The sequence below is a fragment of the Gimesia fumaroli genome (assembly GCF_007754425.1).
Lineage (GTDB): Bacteria > Planctomycetota > Planctomycetia > Planctomycetales > Planctomycetaceae > Gimesia > Gimesia fumaroli.
In genome coordinates, this window is the sequence record NZ_CP037452.1 from 6,714,984 (window position 1) to 6,740,833 (window position 25,850).

A 25,850-nucleotide genomic window follows, 5' to 3' on the forward strand; every position below is an offset into this window, starting at 1 on the left:
TCCATCTGGTAAAGCCGCTTCGAACAGGCAGTTTTCGGTAAGATTAAGGAATGCTCAAATTATACGGGTTCTTTCATAGAAGTTCCTGAATTACGCCTCAGAAGTCTGATTCAGTGGATTGACTGTTCAAACCATGCACTTCAATCGCGTACAATAGCGGTGAACCCAAGCCTCACACAATCGCATGCACGAATTTCAGCTTGAGAGCCAGTAACTTTGGACCGTCAACAGCAAAGAATCGCAGAAGATCTTTCGAGTCTGATTGCAGGTGATGTGCGATGCGATCCAGTGGCGCTGTCAATTTATGCCAGCGATGCCAGTCTGTATCAGGTTCCGCCTTTATGCATCGCATATCCCCGCGAACGGAACGATTTAATCGTGATCGCCCGATACGCGACGGAAATGAATGTGCCCCTTATTCCCCGCGGCGCGGGCACCGGCCTGGTAGGCGATGCCATCGGCAGTGGAATTGTTGTTGATTGTTCGCGGTATCTGACCAACTTCGAGTTGCTGGAAGACAATCAGGTGCGGGTTCAACCCGGAGTGGTACATGCCCGGCTCAATCGTTACCTGAAATCTCGCGGCCTCTACTTTCCTCCGGATCCATCAAATACGGAAGTCACCACGCTCGGCAGCATGCTCGCCATTGATGCGGCTGGCTCACGCGCCATTCGTGTCGGCTCGACGCGCGATCATGTGAACCAGATCGAAATCGTGATGTCAGATGGAACCTGTTTTGAAGCAGGAAACGAAAGTCTTTCGATACTCAGTCAACCGTTGCCCTCAGGTCCGGTCTCTTCGCTCTTAGGCGAATCATCTTCTGATACACACAACGATCAGGTCAAGCGGACTGTACTCAGCAAGCTTTCCAAACTGCTCTCCGATCACGAGCAATTGATTCAGGAAAAACAGCAGTCTCGTATCCCCAATTGCAGTGGGTACTTTTTGAAAGGCATCAAGTCGCGACACCATTTGAATCTGGCACGCTTGCTCGTCGGCTCTGAAGGCACGCTCGCACTGTTTTCCTCAGCCGTCCTGCACGTCTCTCCATTACCCGCCCATCGTGGAGTCGTGCTACTGCTGTTTGGAGACCTGGCCTCGGCGATAAAAGCCGTCCAGACAATTATTCACGAACAGCCTTCCGCCTGTGATTTGCTCGATCGTCGCCTGTTGTCTCTCGCAAGGGAAGCGGATCCTCGCTTTGCCTCTCTGATCTCACCCGCAGCGGAAGCAGCGATCCTGGTTGAGCAGGTTGGCTTCAGCGATTCCCAGGTACAGAAACGATTACACAATGTCACCCTGGCCGTAAAAAACATCAATTCCCGCGTGGTGATAGCAATGGAATCGCATCAGGCGGAAGAAGTCGAATTCCTCTGGTCGCTGCCACAAAAAGTGGTCCCTTCCCTGAGCCGCTTGCCCGGTGAATCTCGGCCACAACCATTTGTGGAAGATATCGCCATCCCTCCGGAATGCTTGTATGAATTTTCTCAGAAGGCCCAGAAAGTATTTCAACGGCATCAGGTCACCGCGACCCTCTATGCGCACGCAGCATCAGGCCAAATGCACTTGCGACCTTTTCTGCCTGCGTTGACGGATCAGAATGCCCCCATTCTGGAGAGCATCGCCCGCGATTTATATCAGACGGTGTTTTCCGTTAACGGCACCATCAGCGGAGAACATGGAGACGGTCTGGCCCGAACCGCATTCATTCGTTCGCAATACGGCGATCTGTATCGCGTGTTCCGCCAGGTCAAAGATATCTTCGACCCGCATAATCTGTTGAATCCCGGAAAGATTATCAACGACGACCCCCACGTTACGATTCGGCACCTCAGACCGGTACCCGAACAATTTCCTGAACTGATCGACCTGCAATTAAACTGGACACCCCAAGAGCTGCAAACTGAAGCCGCCCGCTGTAATGGCTGTGGCTCCTGTCGCCGGCAAGACCCCGGTTCGCGGATGTGCCCCGTATTCCGGATTGAACCGAACGAAGAAGCAAGCCCCCGCGCGAAAGCAAACCTGTTTCGCGGCCTGCTCTCCGGTGCGATTCATCCCAATGAGTTGTCCTCCGAAGAAACCAAAAAACTGGCCGACACCTGCTTCAACTGCAAACAATGCCAACTGGACTGTCCTTCGACTGTCAACATTCCTCAGATGGCGATTGAAGCCAAAGCCGCGTATGTTTCTGCCAACGGGCTGGATCATACCGACTGGATTTTATCCCGCGCGCATTCGTTTGGAGCATTGGGAAGCACGCTCTCTATGGCAGCAAACTGGGCCATCAATAATTCCACCGCGCGCTGGGTCATGGAAAAAATGATGGGCATCCATCGCAATCGAAAACTGCCCCTGTTTTCGCGGCGCTCCTTTTTACGATCCGTCCCCAGAAGACTCATGAAACGACCTCGCCCCGGCAGTGATCCGAATCTCGTCATCGTTTTTGTTGACTATTACGCCAATTATCACGACCCGGAATTAGCACATGCACTTCTAGCCATTCTAGAACACAATCAGATCCCCGTGTATGTCCCCCCGAATCAACTGGCGTCCGGCATGGCGATGGTTTCAGCCGGCGATTTGATCGCGGCGCGGAGTGTCGCGGAAGAGAACCTGAAGATTCTCAGCGAATTTGCCAGAGAAGGGCACCAGATCATCTGCCTTGAACCGGCTGCCGCCATCTGTCTGAAGCAGGAATATCCCATGCTGGTTAAGGGGGAAAACAGCGAAGTCGTTTCAGCGCAAGTCAGAGAAGCAGGAGAATTCCTGTGGCAGAGACATGAATCAAAGAAATTGCGCACCGATTTTATGCCCCTGGACCTGGAGTTGGACTACCATACACCTTGCCATATCAAGGCTTTATCGTCCCGTTCCGCCCTAAAGGAGCTTCTCGCTTTGATTCCTGAGCTGCGGGTGAATACAATTGAAAAAGGTTGCTCAGGCATGGCCGGAACATACGGACTCGCCAGGGAAACCTTTGAAACCTCGAAACAGATCGGTCGGGAGCTGATCGATCATATGAAATCCACACGCGTGCGTGCGGGGACGACGGAGTGCAGCAGTTGCAAAATGCAAATGGAGCAGGAAACCCGGATTCCGACCGTTCACCCAATCAAACTCCTGGCACTTTCCTATGGAATCATGCCGGAGCTGGAACGGTCACTGCAGCCCCAAAAGAAAAAACTGGTAGTCTCATGACCGTTCAACAGATTCAGATCAAATTATTCGCCCGCGCCAAAGAACTGGCTGAGAGCGAACTGATCTCGGTTTCCGTTGAACAGGAAACCACGGTCGCAGAGTTACGACTCGCGATCGCAAAACAATTTCCACAGTTACAACCTTTAACCAGTCAGTTATTGATCGCCGTTGATAATGCCTATGCAGGAGAAGACCAGATTCTGCAGACGCAACAGGAGATCGCCTGTTTCCCCCCGGTCAGCGGCGGTTAAACATACTTTTCAGATAATCCAGCAAGCCCGTTTTGAATGATGAACTCAGACCATATTGCAATTACCGATCAGCCCATCGAATACACAGCGCTCACTGAGCGGGTGCGTTCGAATCAATGTGGTGCCGTGGTCCTGTTTATGGGAACGGTCCGCGAAATGACCGCCGGTCGCCAGACGGTTGCGTTAGACTACGAAGCCTATCCTGAAATGGCACAACAGACGATGCAGCAATTGACGCTGGAAGCGCGCGATCAATGGGCCATTCAGACTGTGGCGATTGAGCACCGCGTCGGGCGTCTGGAACTAGGAGAAATCAGCGTGGCCATCGCCGTCAGTTCGCCGCACCGAAATGAAGCATTTGAAGCAGGACGGTTTCTGATTGATCGTTTAAAAGAAATTGTCCCCATCTGGAAAAAAGAAAACTGGTCCGATGGAACAACAGAGTGGGAACATCCGGAAATCGAAGCAGAATAAACACAGGTTTGTTCCCGCGCCCTGTCTATAATTGAAGCAAGTGAGAGTCGTTCAGGCGAAAAGACGTCAAGACAGCGTTTACTGAGAGGCATTAATGGAAAACCAGAATCAACTAATCGATTCATTCGGACGCGTGCATAATAACCTGAGAATCAGCGTCACCGATCGGTGTAATATTCGCTGCTTCTATTGCATGCCTTCCGAAGACGTGCAGTTTGTGCATCGCAGCAAAATCATGTCGTTCGAAGAGATCGTCCGCTTTGTCCGTCTGGTCGTCCCTCTGGGCGTCAACAAAATCCGGTTGACCGGCGGCGAGCCACTCGTCAGGAAAGATGTTCCCGAACTGGTAAAAATGCTGGCCGCAATTCCCGGGATCAAGGATATCGGCATCACCACCAACGGCATTCTACTGCCGCAATACGCACAACAACTGTACGATGCCGGCCTGCGACGCATTAATATCAGCCTGGATGCATTGAACGCAGAGAAATTTAAAGAGATCACTCGCCGCGATGATTATGAAAAAGTGAGGGAAGGAATTAAATCAGCCCACGCCGCCGGCTTTGATCCGGTGAAAATCAACGCGGTTTCCATTCGAAACCTGACCGAAGAGGAAATCATTCCCTTCGGGCGACTGGCACGCGAAACGGGTGCCGAAATTCGATTCATCGAATTCATGCCCCTCGATGCAGATAATCAGTGGGAACGCGAAAAAGTATTGTTCGCCCACGAGATTCAGGAAATCATCTCGCAGGGGATAATGCCTCTCGTACCAGAGGAACAGCATGACAAGAATGCGCCGGCGACCAATTTTGTCTTCGAAGATGGCATCGGTCGGATTGGCTTCATTTCCTCAATCAGTGCCCCCTTCTGCATGAGTTGCAACCGGTTTCGCTTGACCGCCGACGGCAAACTACGCAACTGCTTATTCAGTCTGGATGAGACAAATATTCGCGAACTCTTCCATACCAATGCCCCCGATGAACAGATTTTGGAAGCGGTGCGCAACAGCATCGCTGCCAAAAAAGAGGGCCACGAAATCAATACCGCGCGTTTCATTCAGCCGGATCGCCCGATGTACTCAATTGGCGGCTGAGTCTGATACTCTCCGAGTCTGGTAACGTTGAACGAAATGAATGAGCAGCCTTTGATTTATCTGGATAACGCAGCCACCAGTTTTCCGAAACCAGAGTCCGTCTATACTGCCATCGATCATTACAATCGGCACGTGGGCGCGCCCATCGGCCGTGGTGCCTATCGCAAGTCCATCGAGTTGCAATCATCCATTGATCAGTGCCGCAATCTGGCAGCCACACTCCTGGGAGCAGGCCGACCGGAAGAAATTGCCTTTACCTTTAACGGAACGGATAGCCTGAATACAATCATTCATGGCGTGTTGAAACCCGGCGATCATGTGGTGACCTCAGACGTGGAACATAATTCCGTTCTCAGACCGCTGCAGACACTCAAGGAACGCTGGGGACTGGAAACAACGTATATCCCCGCTAACGAATCGGGAGTCGTAGATCCCGCCGCATTTCGTGATGCGATTCGAGAGAAGACGCGGTTGATCATTCTCAATCATGCGTCCAATGTCACAGGCAGTATTCAACCGGTGAACGAAGTCGGCGAGATCGCGCGAAACGCAGGCGTGTTATTTCTCGTCGACGCAGCACAGACCGCCGGTCATCTACCAATCAATGTGTCGCAGATGCCCGTTGATTTTCTGGCCTGTCCCGGCCACAAAGGATTACTCGGTCCTTTAGGCACAGGATTGATTTATCTTCGCGCGGAACTGGCAGATCAGGTAGCCAGCTTCAGACAAGGGGGGACCGGAACCCGCAGTGAGGAAGAGACACAGCCCGAGACGCTGCCGGACAAGTTTGAATCAGGAAATCATAATGCCCCCGGCCTGGTCGGTTTGCGTGCATCACTGGAATATGTACGGGACCAGGGCATCGCACAACTCCGCCAGCACGAGCAGCAGTTAACGGCACATCTGATCGAAGGCTTGCAAGGACTGTCCGGCTTTGAACTGCCCGGCCCTTCCCAACAGGAAGGGCGTGTTGGCGTGATCAGTCTGGTGAATCAAATGGTGGAACCCCAGGTACTTGCGTCAATACTGGACGAAAACTTTGGCATTCAAACCAGAGCGGGCTTACATTGTGCTCCACGCATTCATCGCGCAATTCAATCACGGGATGCCGGGGGAACATTACGGCTCAGCCCCGGACCTTTTACAACTATGGCACAAATTGAAACCACTATTTCCGCCATGCATGAATTGGCGGATTCGTTTCGTTTTTGAAACAGACCCTGATTTCAAATGACAACAGGTCCTACCCGATAAAATCGTTGATGGGCAAGTCAGGAACAGAAAACTATCACAAGTATTTTTTGTATAGCGATTTACATCCTTGACACTCTGCCAGATCTACCTCAAAATTGAAAATAGGCAATTCTTGCGCAACATTTCTTAAGTCCTTATTCCCAACGGATCATTGAAATACCAGAGAACAGTCAACTGAGTTGAGACGGGGATAATGAATATTTTCACAAGCAGGATGCGCTGACTGACAGGCGGAAACCAGCCTTCAGTTCATATATTTTTCATAAACCAGTTGGAACCGGAGTATTGAATCCCTGCCTTTGATATGGGAAAAAAGGATACTTGCTGGAGAAAACTGATTCTATTCCGTGGAGAAATTGAATGGCCGACGATTGGATGCAACAGTTAGTAGATGATGGGTTTCTGGGCCCCGCTCAGATCGATGAAGCCTCGAGTCTGGCCAGTTCCATGGGAATTTCTCCTGGCGAAGCACTCGTCAAACTGGGGTATGTCAGCGCGGAAGTCATCGCTCAGGCTCAGGCCTCCATGTATGGATATGATTTCGTCGAACTTGACTCTCTTGAGATCCCCCAATCTGTCATTGAACTGGTTCCCGAATCGATGGCTCGGGAAAATACCGTGATTCCCGTGGGAATGAAAGGAGATTCCCTGCAAATCGCCCTGCATGACCCTATGAAATATGAGGTTTTGGATAAGCTGCGGTTTATTATCAATCGCGACATTGATGTGGTGATGGCCCCCATTGAATCCATTCAGGCAGCGATCAACCGGCATTATGGGCAAAGTGAAACTGAGTCCGTAGATACGATGCTCAAAGAGTTTACCGAAACTCAAATCGACATTACCGCAACAGAATTGGCAACAACCAATACCGTTGCCGAAGAAGATGAGAGCGCCCCGGTGATCAAGCTGGCGAATCTGATCATCAGCGAAGCCGTGAATATGCGGGCCAGTGATATCCACGTAGAACCGTTCGAAGACCGTATTCGAATCCGTTATCGAATTGACGGCGTTTTAATTGAACGCGACAGTCCGCCTCGGCGTTTATTGATGGCGCTGGTCTCACGTTTCAAAATTATGGCTTCGATGGATATCGCCGAAAAACGCCGCCCTCAGGACGGTCGAATCAAGACCTCGTTTGGAGGGAAAGACTTCGACTTGCGTGTGAGTATTCTTCCCACCAACCATGGTCAGGCGGTCGTCATGCGTATTCTCGACCGTGATAACATCAAAGTGGGGATCCGAAACCTCGGATTCTCCGAAGAAAACTACCGCCGTTTCCAGACCATCATCCGCAGACCTAACGGGATTTTCCTGGTGACCGGACCGACGGGAAGTGGAAAGACGACAACTTTGTACAGTGCCTTGGGAGAGCTGAACCGCCCGGATCGAAAAATTATCACCGCGGAAGACCCGGTTGAATACTATCTGCCCGGCATCAATCAGGTCGAAGTGAAGCACAACATCGGCCTCGATTTCTCCCGAATTATTCGTGCGATGTTGCGGCAGGCACCCAATGTGATTCTCGTGGGAGAAATTCGCGATAAAGAAACTGCCGAGATGGCAATCCAAGCATCTTTGACAGGACACTTGGTATTCAGTACCCTGCATACGAACGATGCGCCCGGTTCTATTACACGACTGATCGACATGGGAGTACAACCGTTCCTCGTCGCATCCAGCGTAATGGCCGTCATGGCACAGCGTCTCGTGCGGGTTGTTTGTGGTAAATGTGTCGAAACGTATGTCCCTGATCCGGGTGAGCTGGAGTACCTGGGATTCACACCGAGTCAACTGGAAAACGCAATTCATCACCGAGGCAAGGGATGCAACACATGTTCACACACCGGATACAAAGGGCGTAAAGCGGTGTTTGAGCTGATGATGATGAATTCGGCTATACGTGAAATGACTTTCCGAAGTGAAGCCGCCCAAAATATTCGAAGACAGGCTCGTTTGTTCGGTATGAAATCACTGGCAGAAGACGCAGCCGACAAAGCACTCGAGGGGATTACAACCCTCTCGGAAGCCTTAAAATTAGCGAAAGGTTTAGAGGGCCAGTAAGACAAGAACGAAAGACACAAACACGTACTCAATTTGAGTCGCAGAGAGCATAGATTACTTGAATCTCAATTTTCAGCGCCTAATGCAAGCAACGAATGAGTTTGATCTATTTCAGGGCTTTTGTTGAGTTTTGGAATGGTATACCGGATAATTAGTTAGCTGTCGCGAATTTGCGGCCAGTTTCATTAATACATTTCTTAATATTCTTATCTAATATCGTTTAATTGATTCGCGTTTCACCTTGTCCCTGATTCACTCGAGTTATTCACGAAATTGATTCACAAGCAGATGATCGTTCTGAAAGAGAGACTACTCAAATCAAACAACGATCAACGCCTTCGTGACTGGCTTCGGTACCAGTGATTTATTAGCGGTGATCGCTCACTTTTCAATCAAAGAGTTTTCAGAAAGTACTTTGGATGGCAACAGTTCAGATTGACAAATTACTGGAGACGGTCGTTAAAGAAAAAGTGAGCGACTTACACATCACCACAGGGCAGCCGCCCGTTGTTCGAGTCGGTGGGCATATGGTCCGCCTCGAAACAAAGAGCCTGGGCCCCGATGACACCGTGGCGTTAATGAAAAGTATTACGCCGGAACGAAACCAGCAGGAATTGCAGGAAGTAGGGGGAACCGACTTCGGATTTGCCTTTGGCGATAAAGCACGCTTCCGTGTGTCCGTATTCAAACAACGCGGCCACATCGGCATGGTGTTACGGCGAATTCCAAACGAGTTTTTGACCTTTGAACAACTGGGACTGCCAACCGTCATTGCGGATTTGCTGGAACGCCCCCGAGGCTTGTTCCTGGTCACAGGCCCGACAGGTAGTGGAAAGACCACCAGTCTGGCCAGTATGATCAATCATATGAATGATACGATGGATCACCACATCATCACGATGGAAGATCCGATTGAATATTACCACGAGCATAAAAAATCGACGATTAACCAGCGCGAAATTGGCGTCGACGTTCCTACATTCCCGGAAGCACTGAGACGTGCCCTGCGACAGGATCCCGATGTGATTCTGGTGGGGGAAATGCGAGACCTGGAAACAATTTCTGCCGCCATTACCGCAGCGGAAACCGGGCACATCGTTTTTGGAACACTGCATACAACAGGGGCTCAGGGAACGGTAGACCGAATTATCGACGTGTTCCCCACCAGCCAGCAGGACCAGATTCGAACTCAGCTGTCGTCATCCATTATCGGCATTCTCAGCCAGGCATTGATGCCCAAAAAACCAAAAGGGCTGGTTGCCGCTTATGAAATGCTGGTCGTCACGCCGGCGATTGCGAACCTGATTCGTGAAGCCAAAACCTATCGTATTAACTCCAGTATTCAGACCGGGCGAAAGTATGGCATGCAATTGCTGGACGACGCCTTGTTTAACCTCTGGCGCGATGGTCTGTGTGAAGAAAAAGATGTTGTGATGCGTTCGAACAATCCGGGCGAATTGAAAGCCAAGATCGCGATGGCAAAGAAAGGATTGCTCGAAGATGATGAGGACGAGGATGATGAAGATTACGAAGACTAGTCCACATGAGACACTTTGAGGGTTGGATGAAAGCCATTTAAAACTCAGGAAAACGGAAACAGAAGTTGTGTCTGTTTCGGCATATGTGCTTGAAATCAGGGAGCCGGAATTCAGGGAACGGAAGCCAGTTAGTTCATCTCAGAATGAAATTTAGAGTTAGTCAAAGGTAGGCATACATGGCAGCAAGACGCCTTGGTCAAATCATGGTCGATCTGGGTTATATCTCGGAAGATCAGTTGTGGGACATTCTGGAAGAACAGAAACAGAGTCCCGGTGAAGTCATCGGTCAGGTTGCCATTCGCATGGGACTGGTCACCGAAGAACAGGTCACACAAGCCCTGGCCGAACAATGGGGCATGCCCGTTGTTGAACTGGATGAAACTAACATTCCGCCGAAAGTTCTGGAACTCGTACCTGAAACCATGGCATCGATTTACAAAATCATGCCAGTCTCTTTAAAAGATGACGTGCTGACCGTCGCGATGGCCGATCCGCAAAACGTGGCGGCACTGGATGACCTCAGAAACTTTCTGGGGTACGACGTCCGGGGCGCGGTTTCGAACCTGAAAGATGTTGAAGAAGCAATCGCACGGCACTACTCCGAGCATCAGGACAGCATCGAAGATGTGATCGGCGCCATAGAAGATGAACTGGGTGAAGAGAAAGGCAAGAATGTTTACGACCTCTCATCCTCAGAAGAAGTGGCCGATGCAGCCCCGATTCGAAAATTGCTGAATATGGTGATGTTGCTGGCCATTAAAGACCAGGCGAGCGACATCCACCTCGAACCCTTCGAAGATGAATTCAAAATCCGTGTGCGTGCCGACGGCGTGCTCTACGAAATGGTACCTCCTCCACGCCACCTGGCCAACGCCATCGTATCGCGTGTCAAAATTATGGCAGACCTGGACATCGCGGAACGACGCTTGCCTCAGGACGGTCGTATTGAATTGAACGTCGGCGGCAACCCGGTCGACTTGCGTGTGAGTGTGCTGCCAACCCTGTTTGGTGAAGCCGTCGTTATGCGGGTGCTGGACCGAACCGTGGTGCAGTTGGACCTCAACAAAATCGGCATGGACCCAACCACGCTCTCCCGTTTCCGGGAAATGATCCATCGCCCTAACGGCATCGTACTCGTGACCGGACCTACGGGAAGTGGTAAAACCACCACCCTCTATTCCGCGTTAAATGAGCTGAATGTCATTGAAGAGAAAATCATTACCACCGAAGATCCGATCGAATACGACATCGATGGTCTGATCCAGGTTCCCGTGAACCCCGACATTCAAGTGACCTTTGCTTCGGTTTTGCGAGCCATCTTACGACACGACCCAGACCAGATTCTGATCGGGGAAATTCGAGACTTCGAAACCGCCGAAATCGCCGTTCAAAGTGCGCTGACCGGCCACCTGGTATTCAGCACGCTCCATACCAACGACGCGCCTTCGGCAATCACACGTTTGCGCGATATGGATATCCCGAAGTTCTTGATTACCGCAACCGTGGAAGCAATCCAGGCACAACGTCTGGTGCGTACCATTTGCAAAGAATGTCGCACCGAATTTGAACCCAGTGATGAACTGCTGCTCGAACTGCAGCTGCCCATCGAACAGGCACGGCAATACAGTTTCTACTACGGAAAAGGCTGTGCAACCTGTAATAACTCAGGCTACAAAGGCCGGACCGGCCTGTATGAATTGATGGACGTGACCGATGAAATCCGTGACCTGATCACGGAAGATGCATCCGTTGATGATATTCGAAATATGGCCCGCAGCCAGGGAATGACCACTCTGCGCGAAGCCGGGCTGAAACTGATTTTTGACGGCGTCACAACCATCGACGAAGTGGTTCGCGAGACTGTGATGGAAGATATCGAGTAATGTCTGCCCCGAGGGCCGATGCAAAATACAAACCATTTTTTTAGAAGACTTTTGACGGAGTAACGCCATGCCGGTTTATCAATATGAGGCAATGGATAATACAGGACTTGAGGTAAAAGATACCATCGAAGCTCCTTCTGAAGAAGAGGCCCAGACACTCATTAAGGAGAAGGGCTTTTTCGTCACGAAAATCGCCGAAAAAGGTCGAGGAAAAAAACAGAAGAAGGGAGCCGGCAAAAAAGGGGGCGGCGGTGGCAAGAAAGGTGGCGGTGCCAAAAAAGGGGGCTTCTCCATCGGCGGCGTTCGCTCCAAACAACTGACCACTTTCACACGTCAGCTTTCCACCCTGCAGGACGCCGGCTTGCCGATCTTAAGAAGCCTGCGGATTCTGGAAGCCCAAGCCAAGCCCGGCCCGCTTAAAGCCTCGCTGGATGGCGTGATTGAAGATATTGAATCCGGAAACACGCTCTCCGAAGCAATGGCCAAGCAGCCCAAGTGCTTTGATAACCTGTACGTCAACATGGTGAAAGCAGGGGAGGCCGGCGGTGCTCTCGAAATCATTCTGCAACGTCTGGCAGAATTCAAAGAGCGTGCACAGAGTTTGAAAAAGAAAGTGCAGGGGGCCATGATCTATCCGGTCGCGGTGATCACCGTTGCCAGTTTGATCGTCGGTTTCATTATGTACTGGATCATTCCGAAGTTCAAAAAGATCTTTCTCGATTTCGGTACCGAACTGCCTGGGATCACCCTGCTGCTGATGTCCATGAGTGATATCGTCGTCTCCTACTTCTATCTCTTCCCGGCGATACCCCTGGCACTCTGGATCTTTATCAAAATTGTCAAGAAGAATAAGAAGGGGGCGTTCATCGTCGACTGGATTGCCCTGCGCATACCGTTATTAGGCAAGATCATCAGTAAGTCGGTGACGGCACGAACCTGTCGAACGTTGGGGACATTAATCTCCTCCGGGGTGCCGATTCTGGAAGCCATCATCATCGCCCGCGATACTGCGGGGAACATGGTTTTCCAGAAAGCATTCGACACAATTTACGCCGCCATTCGCGAAGGGGAAACGATGGCCGTTCCACTCCGCGAGGCACGGATTGTCGATGATATCGTGGTCAACATGGTGGACGTTGGTGAAGAGACCGGTGCCCTCGATAACATGCTCTATAAAGTCGCCGACGTGTACGACGAAGAAGTTGCGGTGCTCGTGGATGCGTTGGTGAGTTTGCTGGAACCGTTGATGGTGATCGTGCTTGGTCTGATTGTGGGTTTCATCGTGATTGCCCTCTTCATGCCTTTGATCAAACTACTCAACGACCTTTCGTAGTATTTTGGAGAAGGTGTTGCATAATAATACAGTTTTTTCCAACAAATTACTCTGATTTGCGTAAAGCATAATAGCGATAAATTGTTTTGAGTAAATACCTTACGTGTTTTGTTGTTTTTAAGGCACAAAACTTGCCCTTAATTATGGATTAGGAAACTCTCGACTGATTTTCGTCTCTCACAAATCAACCAGAGTTTTCGCCATCAAACTGTTGTTCTGAAAAGAGTTAGGAGTAAACAATGAAACGTCGGTCGTTCCAACCCCAAACGACGTCACAACAAAACAGGCATGCGTTCACCTTAATCGAACTCATGATTGCAATTGTGATCATCCTGATTCTCTTAGGCCTCCTGATCCCCGCCATCGGCGCCGTCCGCCTCCGAGCACAACAATCCCAGGTACGAGCAGAAATTTCCAGCCTGGAATCAGCGCTCACCTCGTTCAAAGCAGACTTCGGCATGGATCCCCCCAGTTATATTATCTTGCATGAAGCAGGCACTGCCACCTGGGATCAGCACAGCAAAGCGTTGATTCGAAAAATGTGGCCGCAGTTTCAATTCGGTCTCGACCGAGACATCAATAATGACGGTGATGAAACCGATTCATTCGAGCTCAGCACCGGTGAGTGTCTGGTGTTTTTCCTGGGTGGCGTCTGGGATTCCACCGGCGTAGCTCCCAACGGGTTTTCAAAAAACCCCGCCGATCCATTTTCAATCGCTTCCGGTGGGACCAATCGTCAGGGACCGTACTTTGAATTTGACACATCACGTTTCACAGATATCGATGGAGACGAGGCTGCTGAATACAAGGACACATTCCCCAGTCAGCAGTTACCCTACTTGTATATCAGCAGTTACGGTGGACGTGGTTATCGTACGACTGAATTACCATCCATTCCTGCATTAAGCGTGAATGTTACGAATGTCTATCACCAGGGCACACCAGGCGATCCGCTTGGGCCTGCTTTTAAACTCAAGTCATACCAGATTATTTCACCAGGTGCCGACTCTCAGTATGGAACCGGGGGAAATTATTCCTCGGATAAGAACTTTCCTGCTGGCCGCACAGTAGAAGCAGATAACATCACTAATTTTACCAGTGGAGCACTTAAGTAATTCAGTCGGGCCTTGTTTTTCAGTAGTCAGGTTTCTTATGCGTCGTTTACAAACAAATCAAACTTCTCAAACCATGCGAGGCGGTTTCACAATCGTCGAGCTGTTGATGGTGGTTGGCATTCTGCTGTTTTTGATTGCAACCTCGACGATCGTGGTGCGTAATATCGGAAATAAAGCCCGCGAAAAAGCTACGATGGCAAATATTACCAAAGTGAATGGTCTGCTGAATCAGCGGATTCAGTCCTTTCAGAAATTCATGCAATCCAAGCGATCTCAGAAGACCATCGCCCCCCGGTTAAGTCGCAAACGCGCAGAATTGGTCTCAGAATTGGGTAATAAAAAGTTTTACTCCCTGACAGATCCAATCGTGGAAATCTTAGTTAAGAAGGACCTCTTTCGGGAAAACTTCCCGCAGATTCTGGTAGACAATCGTGAAATCAATTCTGCGATGGGTCCAGCCGCTGGCCTGACAGGCTCTGACGGCGGCGCCAGCATCAGCTCCGAGTATCTTTATTTTATACTGACACAATATGACGGACTCGGCATTGCCCCCGTTGGCGAAGACGCCTTTACCGCATCTGAAGTGAGAGACACTGATGACGACGGACTCAATGAATTCGTTGATGGCTGGGGAAGACCGCTCCGTTTTTATCGTTGGCCGACACGTCTGTTTCGACCTTACGGAGCAGGAGGTGGAATCCGTCGCGATGTGGCTAGTCCCTTTTTCAGTGGTCTTCCACCACAACCAGCTGGTGGTTTAGTTGAACAGGACCCTCTTGCGATTGACGCAGATGATCCATTGCGGCGGCTGGCGAACGCGGACGATCGCTCAAGCGGTCTGGTGGGCAACTTATTTAATCACACTGCTGCTTATTACTATGACTCTGACCCACTCACTGTCTTTCCCTGTGAATACGGGGTGATGAATACTTACTGGCTGCCCCTGATTGTTTCCGCTGGTGAAGATGGCATCCTGGGACTGTATGAACCCTACGACACAGTGAATAATGGCGTGCAGGCACAACCTGTCGCCGTCCCCGTTGTGGAAGGGGTATTTGACAATATCACAAATCACAATCAACGAGCCGGATGAAGGTAATCTTAATGCACACCTTTCATAAGGACAATTTGTTGCCAACACGTTGCACGGGGTCATCCGGTGTCCGTACTCGGTCCGGCTTTACGCTTGTGGAACTTCTGGTCGTGATTTCGATCCTGGCGATCCTCGTCGTGATGACGGTCACTTCGATCAACTTTGCCATTTCCACCGATTTAACCCGTAGCGCCTCACGTCAGGTACAATCCTATCTCGCAGGCGCCCGCGATCGGGCCATCTACGCCAAAGAACCCCGGGGCGTCCGTTTTATTCTTGATCCGAATAACCCAACCGCAGTTACCAGTATGGTCTATATCGCTCCCAGTCCCGACTGGACTCAGGGAGTCATTCGCCTGGAACGCATTGATAGAATTACTCCATTAGACGGGGTTCCTGACACCATCATGAATGTGCGCGGGGGAGGAACTGACTGGAGATTTTTGTATGAACGTGGACAAATCAAAAATGGAACGCGCATCAAAATTCCCGGAGATGATAGTGGCTCCTGGTATACCATTGATTTGCCTAATTCCCCCATTTCCAAGCCCAGTACACCACCGGGGGCCTATGATCCCAATAACGATGAAGTGCTGCGGTTGACCACAGCCTATCGTGACGCTGGTACTTCAGAGCCGGATGAAGTTATCGCTTTCACTCCCGGAAGTGGTCCTTCCACTTATCTGCTGGAACTACCTCCGGTGGTACTCTCAGGTGAAGAACCCACACTGTTGCCCAACAATGCGGGCATCGATCTGGATCGTTCGCTTCTGCCCCCCAGTTGGCGCCCCCCAGTTAACTTGAATCACGTTAACCTGGGCGATGATATGCAGCCCGGAAAAGCAGGCATCGACGACAATTCCAGTGGCGGCGCTGATGATGTCGCTGAACTCTTATGGCCGGGGACGGACGATTTCCGCATCTATTCCAGCCAGCTTGACCTGATGTTTTCACCTCGAGGTTCAGTTCTGGGTAGCGAAGCCAGCAGTGGTAAAATTCATTTTTTAATCGATACGCTCGAAAACATCCAAGCTTCCTGGCAGAGAGATACGGTCTATGCCGAAGGAGCTGTGGTACAGCTTCCCCCACGGGGCTCATATGAATACATGCCTTACGACAGGTCTTATATTTGTACGAAAGGAGGCACCAGCGGTCCCAGTGCCTCAGTATTTACAAGTACAGCCGCTAACGGCCCTCGTGAAACGGGGGCAATATTTACGACCGATGGTTCGGTCGAATGGGAAGTCCTTTTAAATTCAAGTCCTTCACTGTTGACGATATTTACACGCACTGGGAGTATCAATGCATACCCGATGGCCTTTGATGACATAGCGAATACTCCACCAGATGTCTTTTATTATGCGGAAACCGGGGAGGCAGCCAAATGAGATCACTTGATCGAAGAATCGGTAAACACGGCGCCCATATCGCTACCAGCAACCGTCGCGGTGTCACCCTGATGGAAGTCCTGATGTCCGTGATGATTATGGGGCTGGGAGTCATTCCGCTGGCAACGCTCTTCCCGCTCTCCGTGAAACGGAGTGCGCAGGCCACCCAGCTGACGAACGCGACAATCTTACGCTATAACGCCGAAGCAATGCTCGATGCGTTCCCGGATCGTTTGCTGCATGATCCGGACGATAACGGGAATCGCAACGAACACCGATATTCTAGCCGAAAGTATGTCATTGATCCAATCGGATACTTTCTCGCAGACAATAACACCTACCAGGGACGGTTTGGTAATGATGGCCAGGGGGGCGCGTTTGGTGTTAAGCGACACGCTGCCGGTTTTACCAATGAACCAACTTCGATGCCGCCTTCGACACCTCGTCCGGACCAACCAGAATTAGCAACGAAATTCTTCTCACAGCAGGATAGCTGGCAACTCCAGTTCGAAGGAACGCCTACCAGCAATACTCTCGATTCGGTCACATTTGATCCAGGGAGTCCTATTAATGAACTCTCAACCGAGCTACTGACCGAAATCAGCCAGAATGCAGCTTCTGGTCACCCTCGTGGTATCTTGTCACGTCTCGTGATCTTCGACACTGACGGTAAAGAATCACAGGTGCGTCTACTGACAGGCGCCATTCCTCCGGCTGATCTTTCAAGTGGAATCGTGCAGGGCTTTGTGGACCTGCCTGATAACTTACGGTATGTCGATTCGGTGGGCACAGGCATTGTCTCGAAAGTCCGTTTCGAAATTCAGGAACAGCGTTATTCCTTTTTGCTCTCTGTGCGGCATCAGCCTACCCGGGTGGCCGCCGTTGATGTGGTTGTCTTTTTCAAACGGGATTTTTCCCCGCTTAGTGAAGTTGTACACAGCGTCAACAATTTTGTGAAATATAATCCCGGTGATGACGGTTCCCCTGGGGTTCATGACGTCGATGACAACCAGGATGGAACCAAAGATGATCCGGGCGAATTGGGTTGGACCGGTTCGGATGATGAACCGAATAGTGAATTCGTACTTAATTACAATAACAAAATCACAGGGGCGCCCCTCAATTTGTCTGCCGATAATCTCAGGCCTGCACTCAAGAGGGGAGGCTATATCTTTGATGCCAAGAACGCGCGCTGGTATCGCATACGAAAGTTCGTTGAGGATAGCAGCAAGACGTTTGCAACTGTCACACTGGATCAGCCCATCGCACAGGATCTTCGGAATTCAAGTGGAGGGACGTCGAATGCGGATGGCGTCATCGTCCGTTCCGATGTGGTTCAGGTTTACGCCTTAGGAAATAAACTGGACCCCACACCATAGACAGATCCGTCAAACCAGGCAGCGGAATCAATGATCAATTTGAAATTGAGAATACAGTATGAAACACTCAACAGATAACAGAAAGCTCACTGCCCTGCGGAAACGCAGGCCTTACCTGGCGAAAGCTCAGGGCGGATTCACGCTCGTTGAGATGCTGGTGTCTGTTGCGCTGGTTCTGCTGATGATGGTGATGTTCACTGAGATCTTCCAGATTGCAACCAGCTCGATTACGGTTCAGCGTGGCCTTTCGGAAAACGATCAACGAGCCCGGATGCTGACGACACTGATTCAGTCCGACCTGAATAAGCGAACCTTTCAAAATGTAATCCCTTTTTCCCCTGCCGAAAAACCAACGGCATTCAGACTCAGTGATTTTACGGATCGTAAAGGCTATCTGATGATTTCAGAAAACGATCCGGACAACGACACAGATGACCTGATTCAGTTCACTGCCGACGCCAATATTACGTCTAAACTTCTGGATACAACCCCCTATTACGGGAAAGCATCCGTGTTGGGGGGAGACATTCTGGCTCATCCCAATCAACCAGAAACAGATGATGCCAAGATCGTTGCCGATGGGACCTCGATCTCGCCTTATGCTGAAATCTGTTATTTCATGCGGGGCGGAAATTTGTATCGACGCACACTATTGATTCGCAAACCACTCGATCTGGAAACCACCAACTCCTCGCAACCTCAGACAGCAGGCGGACAGGAGTTCTTCGATCCAGCCAACAGTTTATATAGCGCCGGTACATACACATCCGGTAATTTCTGGGATGACTTTGATTTTTCCGTCTATCGTTCTGGAACGCCAACCGCCTATGCCAACTTTCATGATGTCAAATCGTTGGATAATACAACACTTGAATCACAAAATTTTTCGCTGGGACGTACCCGTTTCCGCTTTGGTTTTAACCATGCCACTGGCTTACCACGCGAGTATGTCGATGATGTTGATGGATATGCTCAATATATCGGTCGGTTTACGCATCAGGAAACATCACATCCCGATTTCCAGTACCCACAGGCACCCTCTAACGTCAGCGGTAGTGCGAATCCAATGAACCCCAGTTCAAGTCTGACTTTGAACCGCAATACCAATGTAGTCAGCCAGTATGCCTCCGCCGCCGGTTCTCGTCGTTCGGAAGACCTCGTGCTTTCCAATGTGGTGGCCTTTGATATTAAACTGTTTGATGAAGGGTTAGGTCAGTTTACTGATATCGGTAGTTCGATTGCCGTCGATTACGCGAGCAGTGCCACTCCCGCTTATCAGAACAACAACCCTGTCAATGCGTTTTCCACCAACATCTATGATACCTGGCATATCGAATATGACCTCGACAATGCCGACGGGGATGGCAATCACGCTACAGGTCAGGACGTACCTCCTTTCAAGCCAGTCGATGGCTCCGGGAACCCAAGGGCCTTAAAAGCAATTCAGATTACAATTCGTTATATCGATGTCACATCGGAACAGTTACGACAAATGACAATCATTCATCCGTTAAGCAATCTGCTGACGGATTAAGACTTACTTTTAAAACATAAACAACGTTTTCCCAGTGCCGGTCCGGGTCACGGTCATCAGACACATCGGGAGGTGTGGAAATGAAATCCATCACAATGAAACAGACTGGAAGCTACTCAAACCAGGTCTCCTCGCCTCGACGCGGGTCGACACTGCTGGTCGTGATTGCACTCTTGGCCGTCCTGGCTTTGATGGCTGTGGTATTCTACACCTTCTCCGCACAGGAGCAGACCAGTGCGGAGAACTTTGCCGACGCCGCCATCAACGAAGCCGACCCCGGCCTGCAGGCAGACGTTCTGTTTGACTGGGGCCTCGAACAGTTGATCAAAGGACCGGACCCCTATCGCAAGAACAGCGCTCTCTGGGGCGGTGACCGCCCTCCGCACTCGCTGATCTACAATATGCTGGGCAACGATGCAGCTCCGTTCAACGGTCCAGGGCTCAACGTAGTTTTAAACGGTGGTGGCCCTGACATCGACACAAACTTCGATGGGGTAGGAGAGGGGACAGCTACAAGCCGAAATCAGGTTGGAGTCAACCTTTCTCCGGCGGCGCGAGCAGGAGAAACAGCTGCAAATACCGCTCTTAGTAATCTCCCCGACATGGATGTTGATTATACTTCACCTGATATCAACTCCATATTCTTGGCCTACAAAGGTTATGTTCCCGGACTTAACTGGCCCACAGATCTGACCGATGTGAAGAGGGTGATTATTCCTTCTTTTCATCGACCTCAGCACATGAGAACCAATGGTGGTGGAATCATCTCTGACCCTTATGGGAATTCATCTGTAGCAACACGCGTTTTTCGACCACACAACGATCATACTTTTGTGCATCGTGAAACAGGCGTCGACTCCGGTACCCCCCGATTTAGCACCACAGTCTTTGATAATTCCGGTTATACGAATCCTGGTGCTTTAGGGATCTGGACTGCCAATAGTATGGGGAATTCGGAAACGGACTATTCACTCGACGTCGACAATGACGGCGATACGATTCCTGAGGGTGTCTGGCTCGATCTCGATTTTCCGCCGATTGAAGACCCTCAGAACCCGGGCGATTATATCATCCCGATGTTTTCCTTCACCGTGTATGATACCGACGGCCTGATCAATCTGAATACCGCCGGCAATATGCGACAACCGGGCAGCATTGATCTGAATTTTGCACCGGCGGGCACTTTCGGAAATAATACAACAGGTAGCGGATCAAACCAGTTTATCTTTCTCTCCCGCTCCCATCAGGGACTTTCCTCTCCCGGCGAGATCAATCCTCAATGGGCGATGACAGCACGCATTCCCGGTTCCGTTACAACAGAATTCGATCAGCATTTCATGTTTTTCGGCGCGCAGCCGTCGACCTGGCCGGAACTCTCTAACATGGAATACTTCTTCCTGAATTTTGGGCGTCCCGATTTTACGGTCCCCGCGACAATTGCTGAAGGCACCAAGTCTGATATTCGCGACCTGCTTCCGGGTCGCTGGGGGGAACCGAACTACCTGTATGCAGCGCTGCGGGACGCCTCTTCCGATAATCTGGTGACCGGCCAGTTTCCCCAACCGGGGCAGAGTGGCGTGGACGACAATGCCAACCGTTACGAAGGCAGCAACCAGAGTGGTTCGCTGCAAGGCGCACGCGCTGGCGCGATTGCATTCAAACACCCGCTCGCTCACAACGGTGCTGGCCGTTCCTGGGCAGCCGGCGCCAATTACCGCCGCACGAATCTACAAGCCCCAACCGGGGGTCCGGCTACGTGGCCTTACTATGTCAATTATGAAATTGCAGGACCTCCTTTATCCAGCTATCCGGCTTCGGTCCGTTGGCCAGCCGCCCTGTTTAATAATTTCGCTACTGTCGCTAACGAAAACTACCTGCTCGATGATTCGGATGAAATTGTCGTCGATATGGAAAAAGTTCAGCGTCCTTATGATGAACCGTTTGGCCCGGAAGAATTGGCCCACCTGCAACTTTCCAATAATGATATCGTAAAATCCGGTGTGACCTCCCGGTTAAGCGAATTAATGCCGCTGAACTTCGGAACGACCGGAGGGACAAATATTGACCGCCGTAAACGTTTTACAACCATGAGCTGGGATCGCAAACAGTTTTCACAGCCTTCTAATGGAGGGGCCGTATTTCCCCGACGTGCCTGGATCGAGAGTGGAGTATATCGAACTGAATTAATTGCATCTATTGGAGTTAATTTGCCCTTGGATCTTAGTATTCCCAATGAACCTCAGGAAGTTGTTGATATGATTCTAAAGAATCCTCAGCAACGGAAGCTGAACTTGAATCAGTTGTTGGTTTTTGAAAATACCGGTACCGGGAAAGTATTTTCTTATCGGCCGTTAACCCCACATCCGGGTGAAGACCGAAACGACAATGGTTCATTAGATGCGGGAGAAGATTTAAACGGCAATGGAGTTCTGGATTCCCTGCCAGCAAACGTAATTTCTGCAACCACTGTCTATCCCCCAACGACACCTGCTCAACAAGAGTTCTGGGCACGCAAGGATCGGCAGCAGTTGGCCCGCGATATATATACGCTTCTTGCATCCCTGGATTTAGATTTTACGACATCACCAGCTTCGTTTAAAACAGGTGATTCACAATTACAAATCGCACAATTTGCGGTCAATTTGGTTGATGCGTTAGACCCCGACGATGTCATGACCCGTTTCGAGTACGATATAGATTTAAGCAATGACCTTGATGGTGACGGAAGAACATGGGACTTAGATGATAACCCTTATACATCCGAGAATGCTTCAGAGCGGAGAGTTGTCTGGGGTGTGGAAGCACAACAGCTCACACTCAGCGAATTTCTGCTCGTGCAATCAGAAGATCAGATGAGTGATCTGACGGTGACACAATTCCCGGACGACAAAGTCGATGGTTCTGACAAAGAACGCTTTTTCAGTGCAATTGAATTACGGAATAACAGCCCTTACCCGGTCTCATTCGGTAATAACGGCAAGTGGATGCTGGGGCTGGAAGTCAATAATGTAATGGTAAGCTATGCTGTCCCCAAATTAAGAAGTGTTACTGCAGGCGGACTCTTCACACTACTAAGCTCAAACGCAGCCGATACATTTGAAGGGGCAAGTGGAGACCCTTATAGCGAATTTCGAGTTGACCTGGACGGAAACGGCGATTTCAGTGATGCCGGGGAGCGCATTATCCCCGCAGGAACCATCGCGGCTTCTGATAAAATTGATATGGTCAAAGATATCGCAACCACGAATACACTCGTTTCGGTTTTAAATTCCGGCCTGACTGCCAGCGCCAGTGGCCCGGGTAGTTTCCTGTCGCAAGCAGAAACTGATTTGAGCACTGCCTCAGCAATCAAAGTAAAACTGTTCCGCAAAGCACATTTAGGCCGTGATACTTATGTTGCAACCGGCGGAGTCCCCGTTCCCGATGATGATAATCCGTGGGTTCTGGTTGATGAGATTGCTGTAGATAAAGGCACATTCGATCTCGATGTCGATACCGCAATGGCCGCAACAGGAAAAATTGACAGTGATTTAATGCGAAGTAAGGAACGGTCACAGCCGTTGCGCAAAAATGGCGGAGAATTAGTCAATAATACTGCTGGGAATATTCGGAACACCATTGGTCAGCAGAATTCACGAACAACATCGAACTTTTCATTATGGCAACCCCATTTCGACCGTGACTTTGCATCCCCCGTTGAGTTGCTCTCCATACCGGTTGTGGGGCCCACTCAGGAAAGTACAGCTACCAACAAAGATCCTAACGTAAATACCAATCAATTGGATTCGCAAGATGATCCAGTCAAAACGAGAGAAAGGTTGATAACCTATGCCCTGGCTGACAGCGGCGGTCAACAGACTGGCACTGACGTCCAAGTGGCAGGAATTCAGAAATTTTTGAATCCTGATGGGCCCAATAACACAGGTCCGGATGCCGACGATAATTACTGGTATCGTTTATTCGAATATGTAGAAGTCCCGACTCGGATTCATCGCCAACTGGCTAATCCGATGAAAGACATCCGGGTACCCGGAAAAATCAATCTCAACACAGTGCGACACCCCTCTGTGCTCGCCGCTTTGATTGATGATATGGGAACGACGAATAATGTTCTTAATGCTGCAAACTACGACGCTGATGTGCAGAATCCCAGAGACCTGTACCGTCTCACTGACCAGGGAGATAGCAATCGGGATTGGTGGGCACAGTTTATCCTCTCCCGTGACGGCTATGATAGTACGGCAATGCATTATCTGCCGGGAACACCTGGTTCCCGACCGTTTCGCAGCTTCGACTTCTTAGCATCTCGGAATGTAGCCACTACAGGTGTTCGCGATTTGAGAGAGAATACCCTGTTCCGTTCTCTGCCTGATGACATAAGCGGACATCCTGACGATCCTCGACATTTATTTGAAGTGGCAACCAGAGTAGAGCATGAGAACGGAACTGCTGACTTCCATACGCGTAATCGCATTTTGTCAAAAATCCTTGGCAACACGACCACCCGTAGCAATACGTTTGTGGTATTCATGTCGGTGGCCTACTTTGAGGCTTCGGGAGCAGGTCTGACAACCCATGACGGGCTTGTCCAAATCGGCGATCGGGCACATAGCAAGTCTGTCCATATTCCAGATTACCGTGGCTTCTTCGTTGTGGACCGGACCCGGATTGAAGAAGCATATGACCCAACGACGAAAAAATTCGACAACTGGAAACGACTGGTCCGGTTTCGACATCTGATTCAGTCAATCCAGGAAGACTAAAACAACTGACCACATGTGACCTAGTCGGCATAACCGGGAAATGGAACATTATCATTACATCAGTTACAGGAGAAAGGGGAAAGCCATGTTGCCTTAGTTTTTAACTCTGGTTGCGGGCCGTGCAGCGGAGAGTGTGGGACATGGATGTTTGAAACGTCTATGACTATAGACGCGATTTTAGCGGGATTCCTCTGGTTTCCTGATGAATGAAACCGTTTTTGAGTTTGTTTTTGATACTTGACAACAAGTAATATATAATCTGTTTGAACCGCATTTTAAGTGAGGAGAAGGACAATGAAAACTTTAAGAATCAAACAAAAGCTGCAACGGCGTAAAGGCTTTACGCTGATCGAACTGCTGGTGGTGATCACCATCATCGGCATCCTGGTTTCGCTGACTCTGCCGGCGATCCAAAGTGCTCGTGCCTCTGCACGAAAACTGGCCTGTCTGAACAACATGAGAAACGTCGGACTGGCCGTCGTCAACTTCTCATCCGGTGCCAACTCACAGTTGCCACTGCTGGTCGATCCGAATATTGAAAATGACGGGACAAATCCAAATGCCGGTTTAGACAACCTTTCCTGGTGTACGACTATTTTACCATTTCTGGATCAGGTCGGTTTCCGCCAAAGGTGGGATCAAACAGCCAGTGGTGCTGCTTCCGCAACTCCAGTCGCAGGTGCCGCTGCCGCACTGGCTCAATTAAATAACAACCGTTTTCCAGTCTTCACCTGCCCCGACGATCAGTTCAACACAGATGTAGGAGCTCTGTCTTACGTCGTCAACATCGGCTATGTGACTGCTCTCTATAATACAACTGGAGTTGGATACAACCCTGCTGCAGCGGTTGGTTCACAAGGGCACCATCCTGAAGGAGACTATGCACTGGATGGAACTGATGCTTCTGCAACGACCGCACCGATTAAATTCGGAACAGGTGTTTTCTGGCGTCCTTCTAGTTCCCGCATGTCACTTGACTTTATCTCCGCCGCTGATGGAATGACCCAGACCCTGATGTTGACCGAAAATCTTCAAGCAGGTGAATGGTTTGACCAGGATACAGGAAGCCTGGGCTTTGGTATTGATATGCAGGGATTGCCCATGGCAACCGGTTCTCTGAGATTAGGATCTGCCACTCCTACATTTAACCTGCTAAATAGTGTGTCTGGCAATGATTCTCGCATTGGTTCCAACCTGACTGCAGGAAAAGGACAAGCTTGGCGTCCCAGCTCGAACCATCCCAGTGGTGCTGTGAATGTGATCTTCTGCGATGGTAGCGGAAAATCGTTAATTCCACAGATGGATGGCGGCATCTACGCTCGTCTGTTGACACCCGCCGGTCTGCGATATGGCCAGAACGTTGTAGATGGAACATCCTTCTAAGCTGATCGCGATACAGTTTTGAGTCCTTTTCTCAAAACGGTTCAAACTGACTGACACCAGGGCCTAAGGGTCCTGGTGTTTTTTTGCGCTCTTACCATGAGGGA

16 protein-coding genes are annotated in these 25,850 nt (G+C 50.2%); all 16 read left to right on the plus strand.

Going from position 1 to position 25,850, the window contains the following annotated elements:
- Nucleotides 1–216: 216 nt before the first annotated feature.
- The gene (locus tag Enr17x_RS25355; protein WP_145312597.1) at nucleotides 217–3,198 is read left to right on the plus strand and encodes an anaerobic glycerol-3-phosphate dehydrogenase subunit C; all 2,982 of its coding nucleotides are present in this window, start codon (nucleotides 217–219) and stop codon (nucleotides 3,196–3,198) included.
- Nucleotides 3,195–3,449, plus strand: a complete 255-nt coding sequence (locus Enr17x_RS25360; protein ID WP_145312599.1) for a MoaD/ThiS family protein — start codon at nucleotides 3,195–3,197, stop codon at nucleotides 3,447–3,449. The genes Enr17x_RS25355 and Enr17x_RS25360 overlap by 4 nt, the downstream gene beginning before the upstream one ends.
- A 39-nt stretch (nucleotides 3,450–3,488) precedes the next feature.
- Complete coding sequence (locus tag Enr17x_RS25365; protein ID WP_145314176.1) at nucleotides 3,489–3,923, plus strand: molybdenum cofactor biosynthesis protein MoaE; 435 nt, start codon at nucleotides 3,489–3,491, stop codon at nucleotides 3,921–3,923.
- Between the two features lie 94 nt (nucleotides 3,924–4,017).
- The gene (gene moaA, locus Enr17x_RS25370; RefSeq protein ID WP_145312601.1) at nucleotides 4,018–5,019 is read left to right on the plus strand and encodes a GTP 3',8-cyclase MoaA; all 1,002 of its coding nucleotides are present in this window, start codon (nucleotides 4,018–4,020) and stop codon (nucleotides 5,017–5,019) included.
- Between the two features lie 36 nt (nucleotides 5,020–5,055).
- On the plus strand, nucleotides 5,056–6,231 hold the full coding sequence (locus tag Enr17x_RS25375; RefSeq protein WP_145312603.1) for an aminotransferase class V-fold PLP-dependent enzyme: 1,176 nt from the start codon (nucleotides 5,056–5,058) through the stop codon (nucleotides 6,229–6,231).
- Between the two features lie 402 nt (nucleotides 6,232–6,633).
- Entirely contained in the window at nucleotides 6,634–8,337 is a 1,704-nt protein-coding gene (locus Enr17x_RS25380) for a GspE/PulE family protein (protein WP_145312604.1), read from the plus strand.
- 419 nt (nucleotides 8,338–8,756) lie between these two features.
- The gene (locus tag Enr17x_RS25385; RefSeq protein ID WP_145312606.1) at nucleotides 8,757–9,875 is read left to right on the plus strand and encodes a type IV pilus twitching motility protein PilT; all 1,119 of its coding nucleotides are present in this window, start codon (nucleotides 8,757–8,759) and stop codon (nucleotides 9,873–9,875) included.
- 176 nt (nucleotides 9,876–10,051) lie between these two features.
- Nucleotides 10,052–11,758: a GspE/PulE family protein gene (locus tag Enr17x_RS25390; RefSeq protein WP_145312608.1), complete on the plus strand. Its 1,707-nt coding sequence runs from the start codon at nucleotides 10,052–10,054 to the stop codon at nucleotides 11,756–11,758.
- A gap of 67 nt (nucleotides 11,759–11,825) precedes the next feature.
- Nucleotides 11,826–13,091 carry a type II secretion system F family protein gene (locus tag Enr17x_RS25395; RefSeq protein WP_145312610.1) on the plus strand — a complete coding sequence of 422 codons (1,266 nt, stop codon included), beginning with the start codon at nucleotides 11,826–11,828 and terminating at the stop codon, nucleotides 13,089–13,091.
- 239 nt (nucleotides 13,092–13,330) lie between these two features.
- Entirely contained in the window at nucleotides 13,331–14,206 is an 876-nt protein-coding gene (locus Enr17x_RS25400; RefSeq protein WP_145312612.1) for a prepilin-type N-terminal cleavage/methylation domain-containing protein, read from the plus strand.
- 37 nt (nucleotides 14,207–14,243) lie between these two features.
- Nucleotides 14,244–15,299, plus strand: coding sequence for a type II secretion system protein (locus Enr17x_RS25405; protein ID WP_145312614.1), 1,056 nt, complete (start codon nucleotides 14,244–14,246; stop codon nucleotides 15,297–15,299).
- A 38-nt stretch (nucleotides 15,300–15,337) separates the two neighbouring features.
- Complete coding sequence (locus tag Enr17x_RS25410; RefSeq protein ID WP_198000795.1) at nucleotides 15,338–16,687, plus strand: pilus assembly FimT family protein; 1,350 nt, start codon at nucleotides 15,338–15,340, stop codon at nucleotides 16,685–16,687.
- A complete protein-coding gene (locus tag Enr17x_RS25415) occupies nucleotides 16,684–18,066 on the plus strand; it encodes a type IV pilus modification PilV family protein (RefSeq protein ID WP_145312618.1) in 1,383 nt (460 codons plus the stop codon). The genes Enr17x_RS25410 and Enr17x_RS25415 overlap by 4 nt, the downstream gene beginning before the upstream one ends.
- Before the next feature lie 58 nt (nucleotides 18,067–18,124).
- Nucleotides 18,125–19,600 carry a PulJ/GspJ family protein gene (locus Enr17x_RS25420; protein WP_145312620.1) on the plus strand — a complete coding sequence of 492 codons (1,476 nt, stop codon included), beginning with the start codon at nucleotides 18,125–18,127 and terminating at the stop codon, nucleotides 19,598–19,600.
- A gap of 80 nt (nucleotides 19,601–19,680) precedes the next feature.
- The gene (locus tag Enr17x_RS25425) at nucleotides 19,681–24,363 is read left to right on the plus strand and encodes a hypothetical protein (RefSeq protein WP_145312623.1); all 4,683 of its coding nucleotides are present in this window, start codon (nucleotides 19,681–19,683) and stop codon (nucleotides 24,361–24,363) included.
- A 294-nt stretch (nucleotides 24,364–24,657) separates the two neighbouring features.
- A complete protein-coding gene (locus Enr17x_RS25430; RefSeq protein ID WP_145312625.1) occupies nucleotides 24,658–25,746 on the plus strand; it encodes a DUF1559 family PulG-like putative transporter in 1,089 nt (362 codons plus the stop codon).
- The last annotated feature ends 104 nt before the right edge of the window (nucleotides 25,747–25,850 follow it).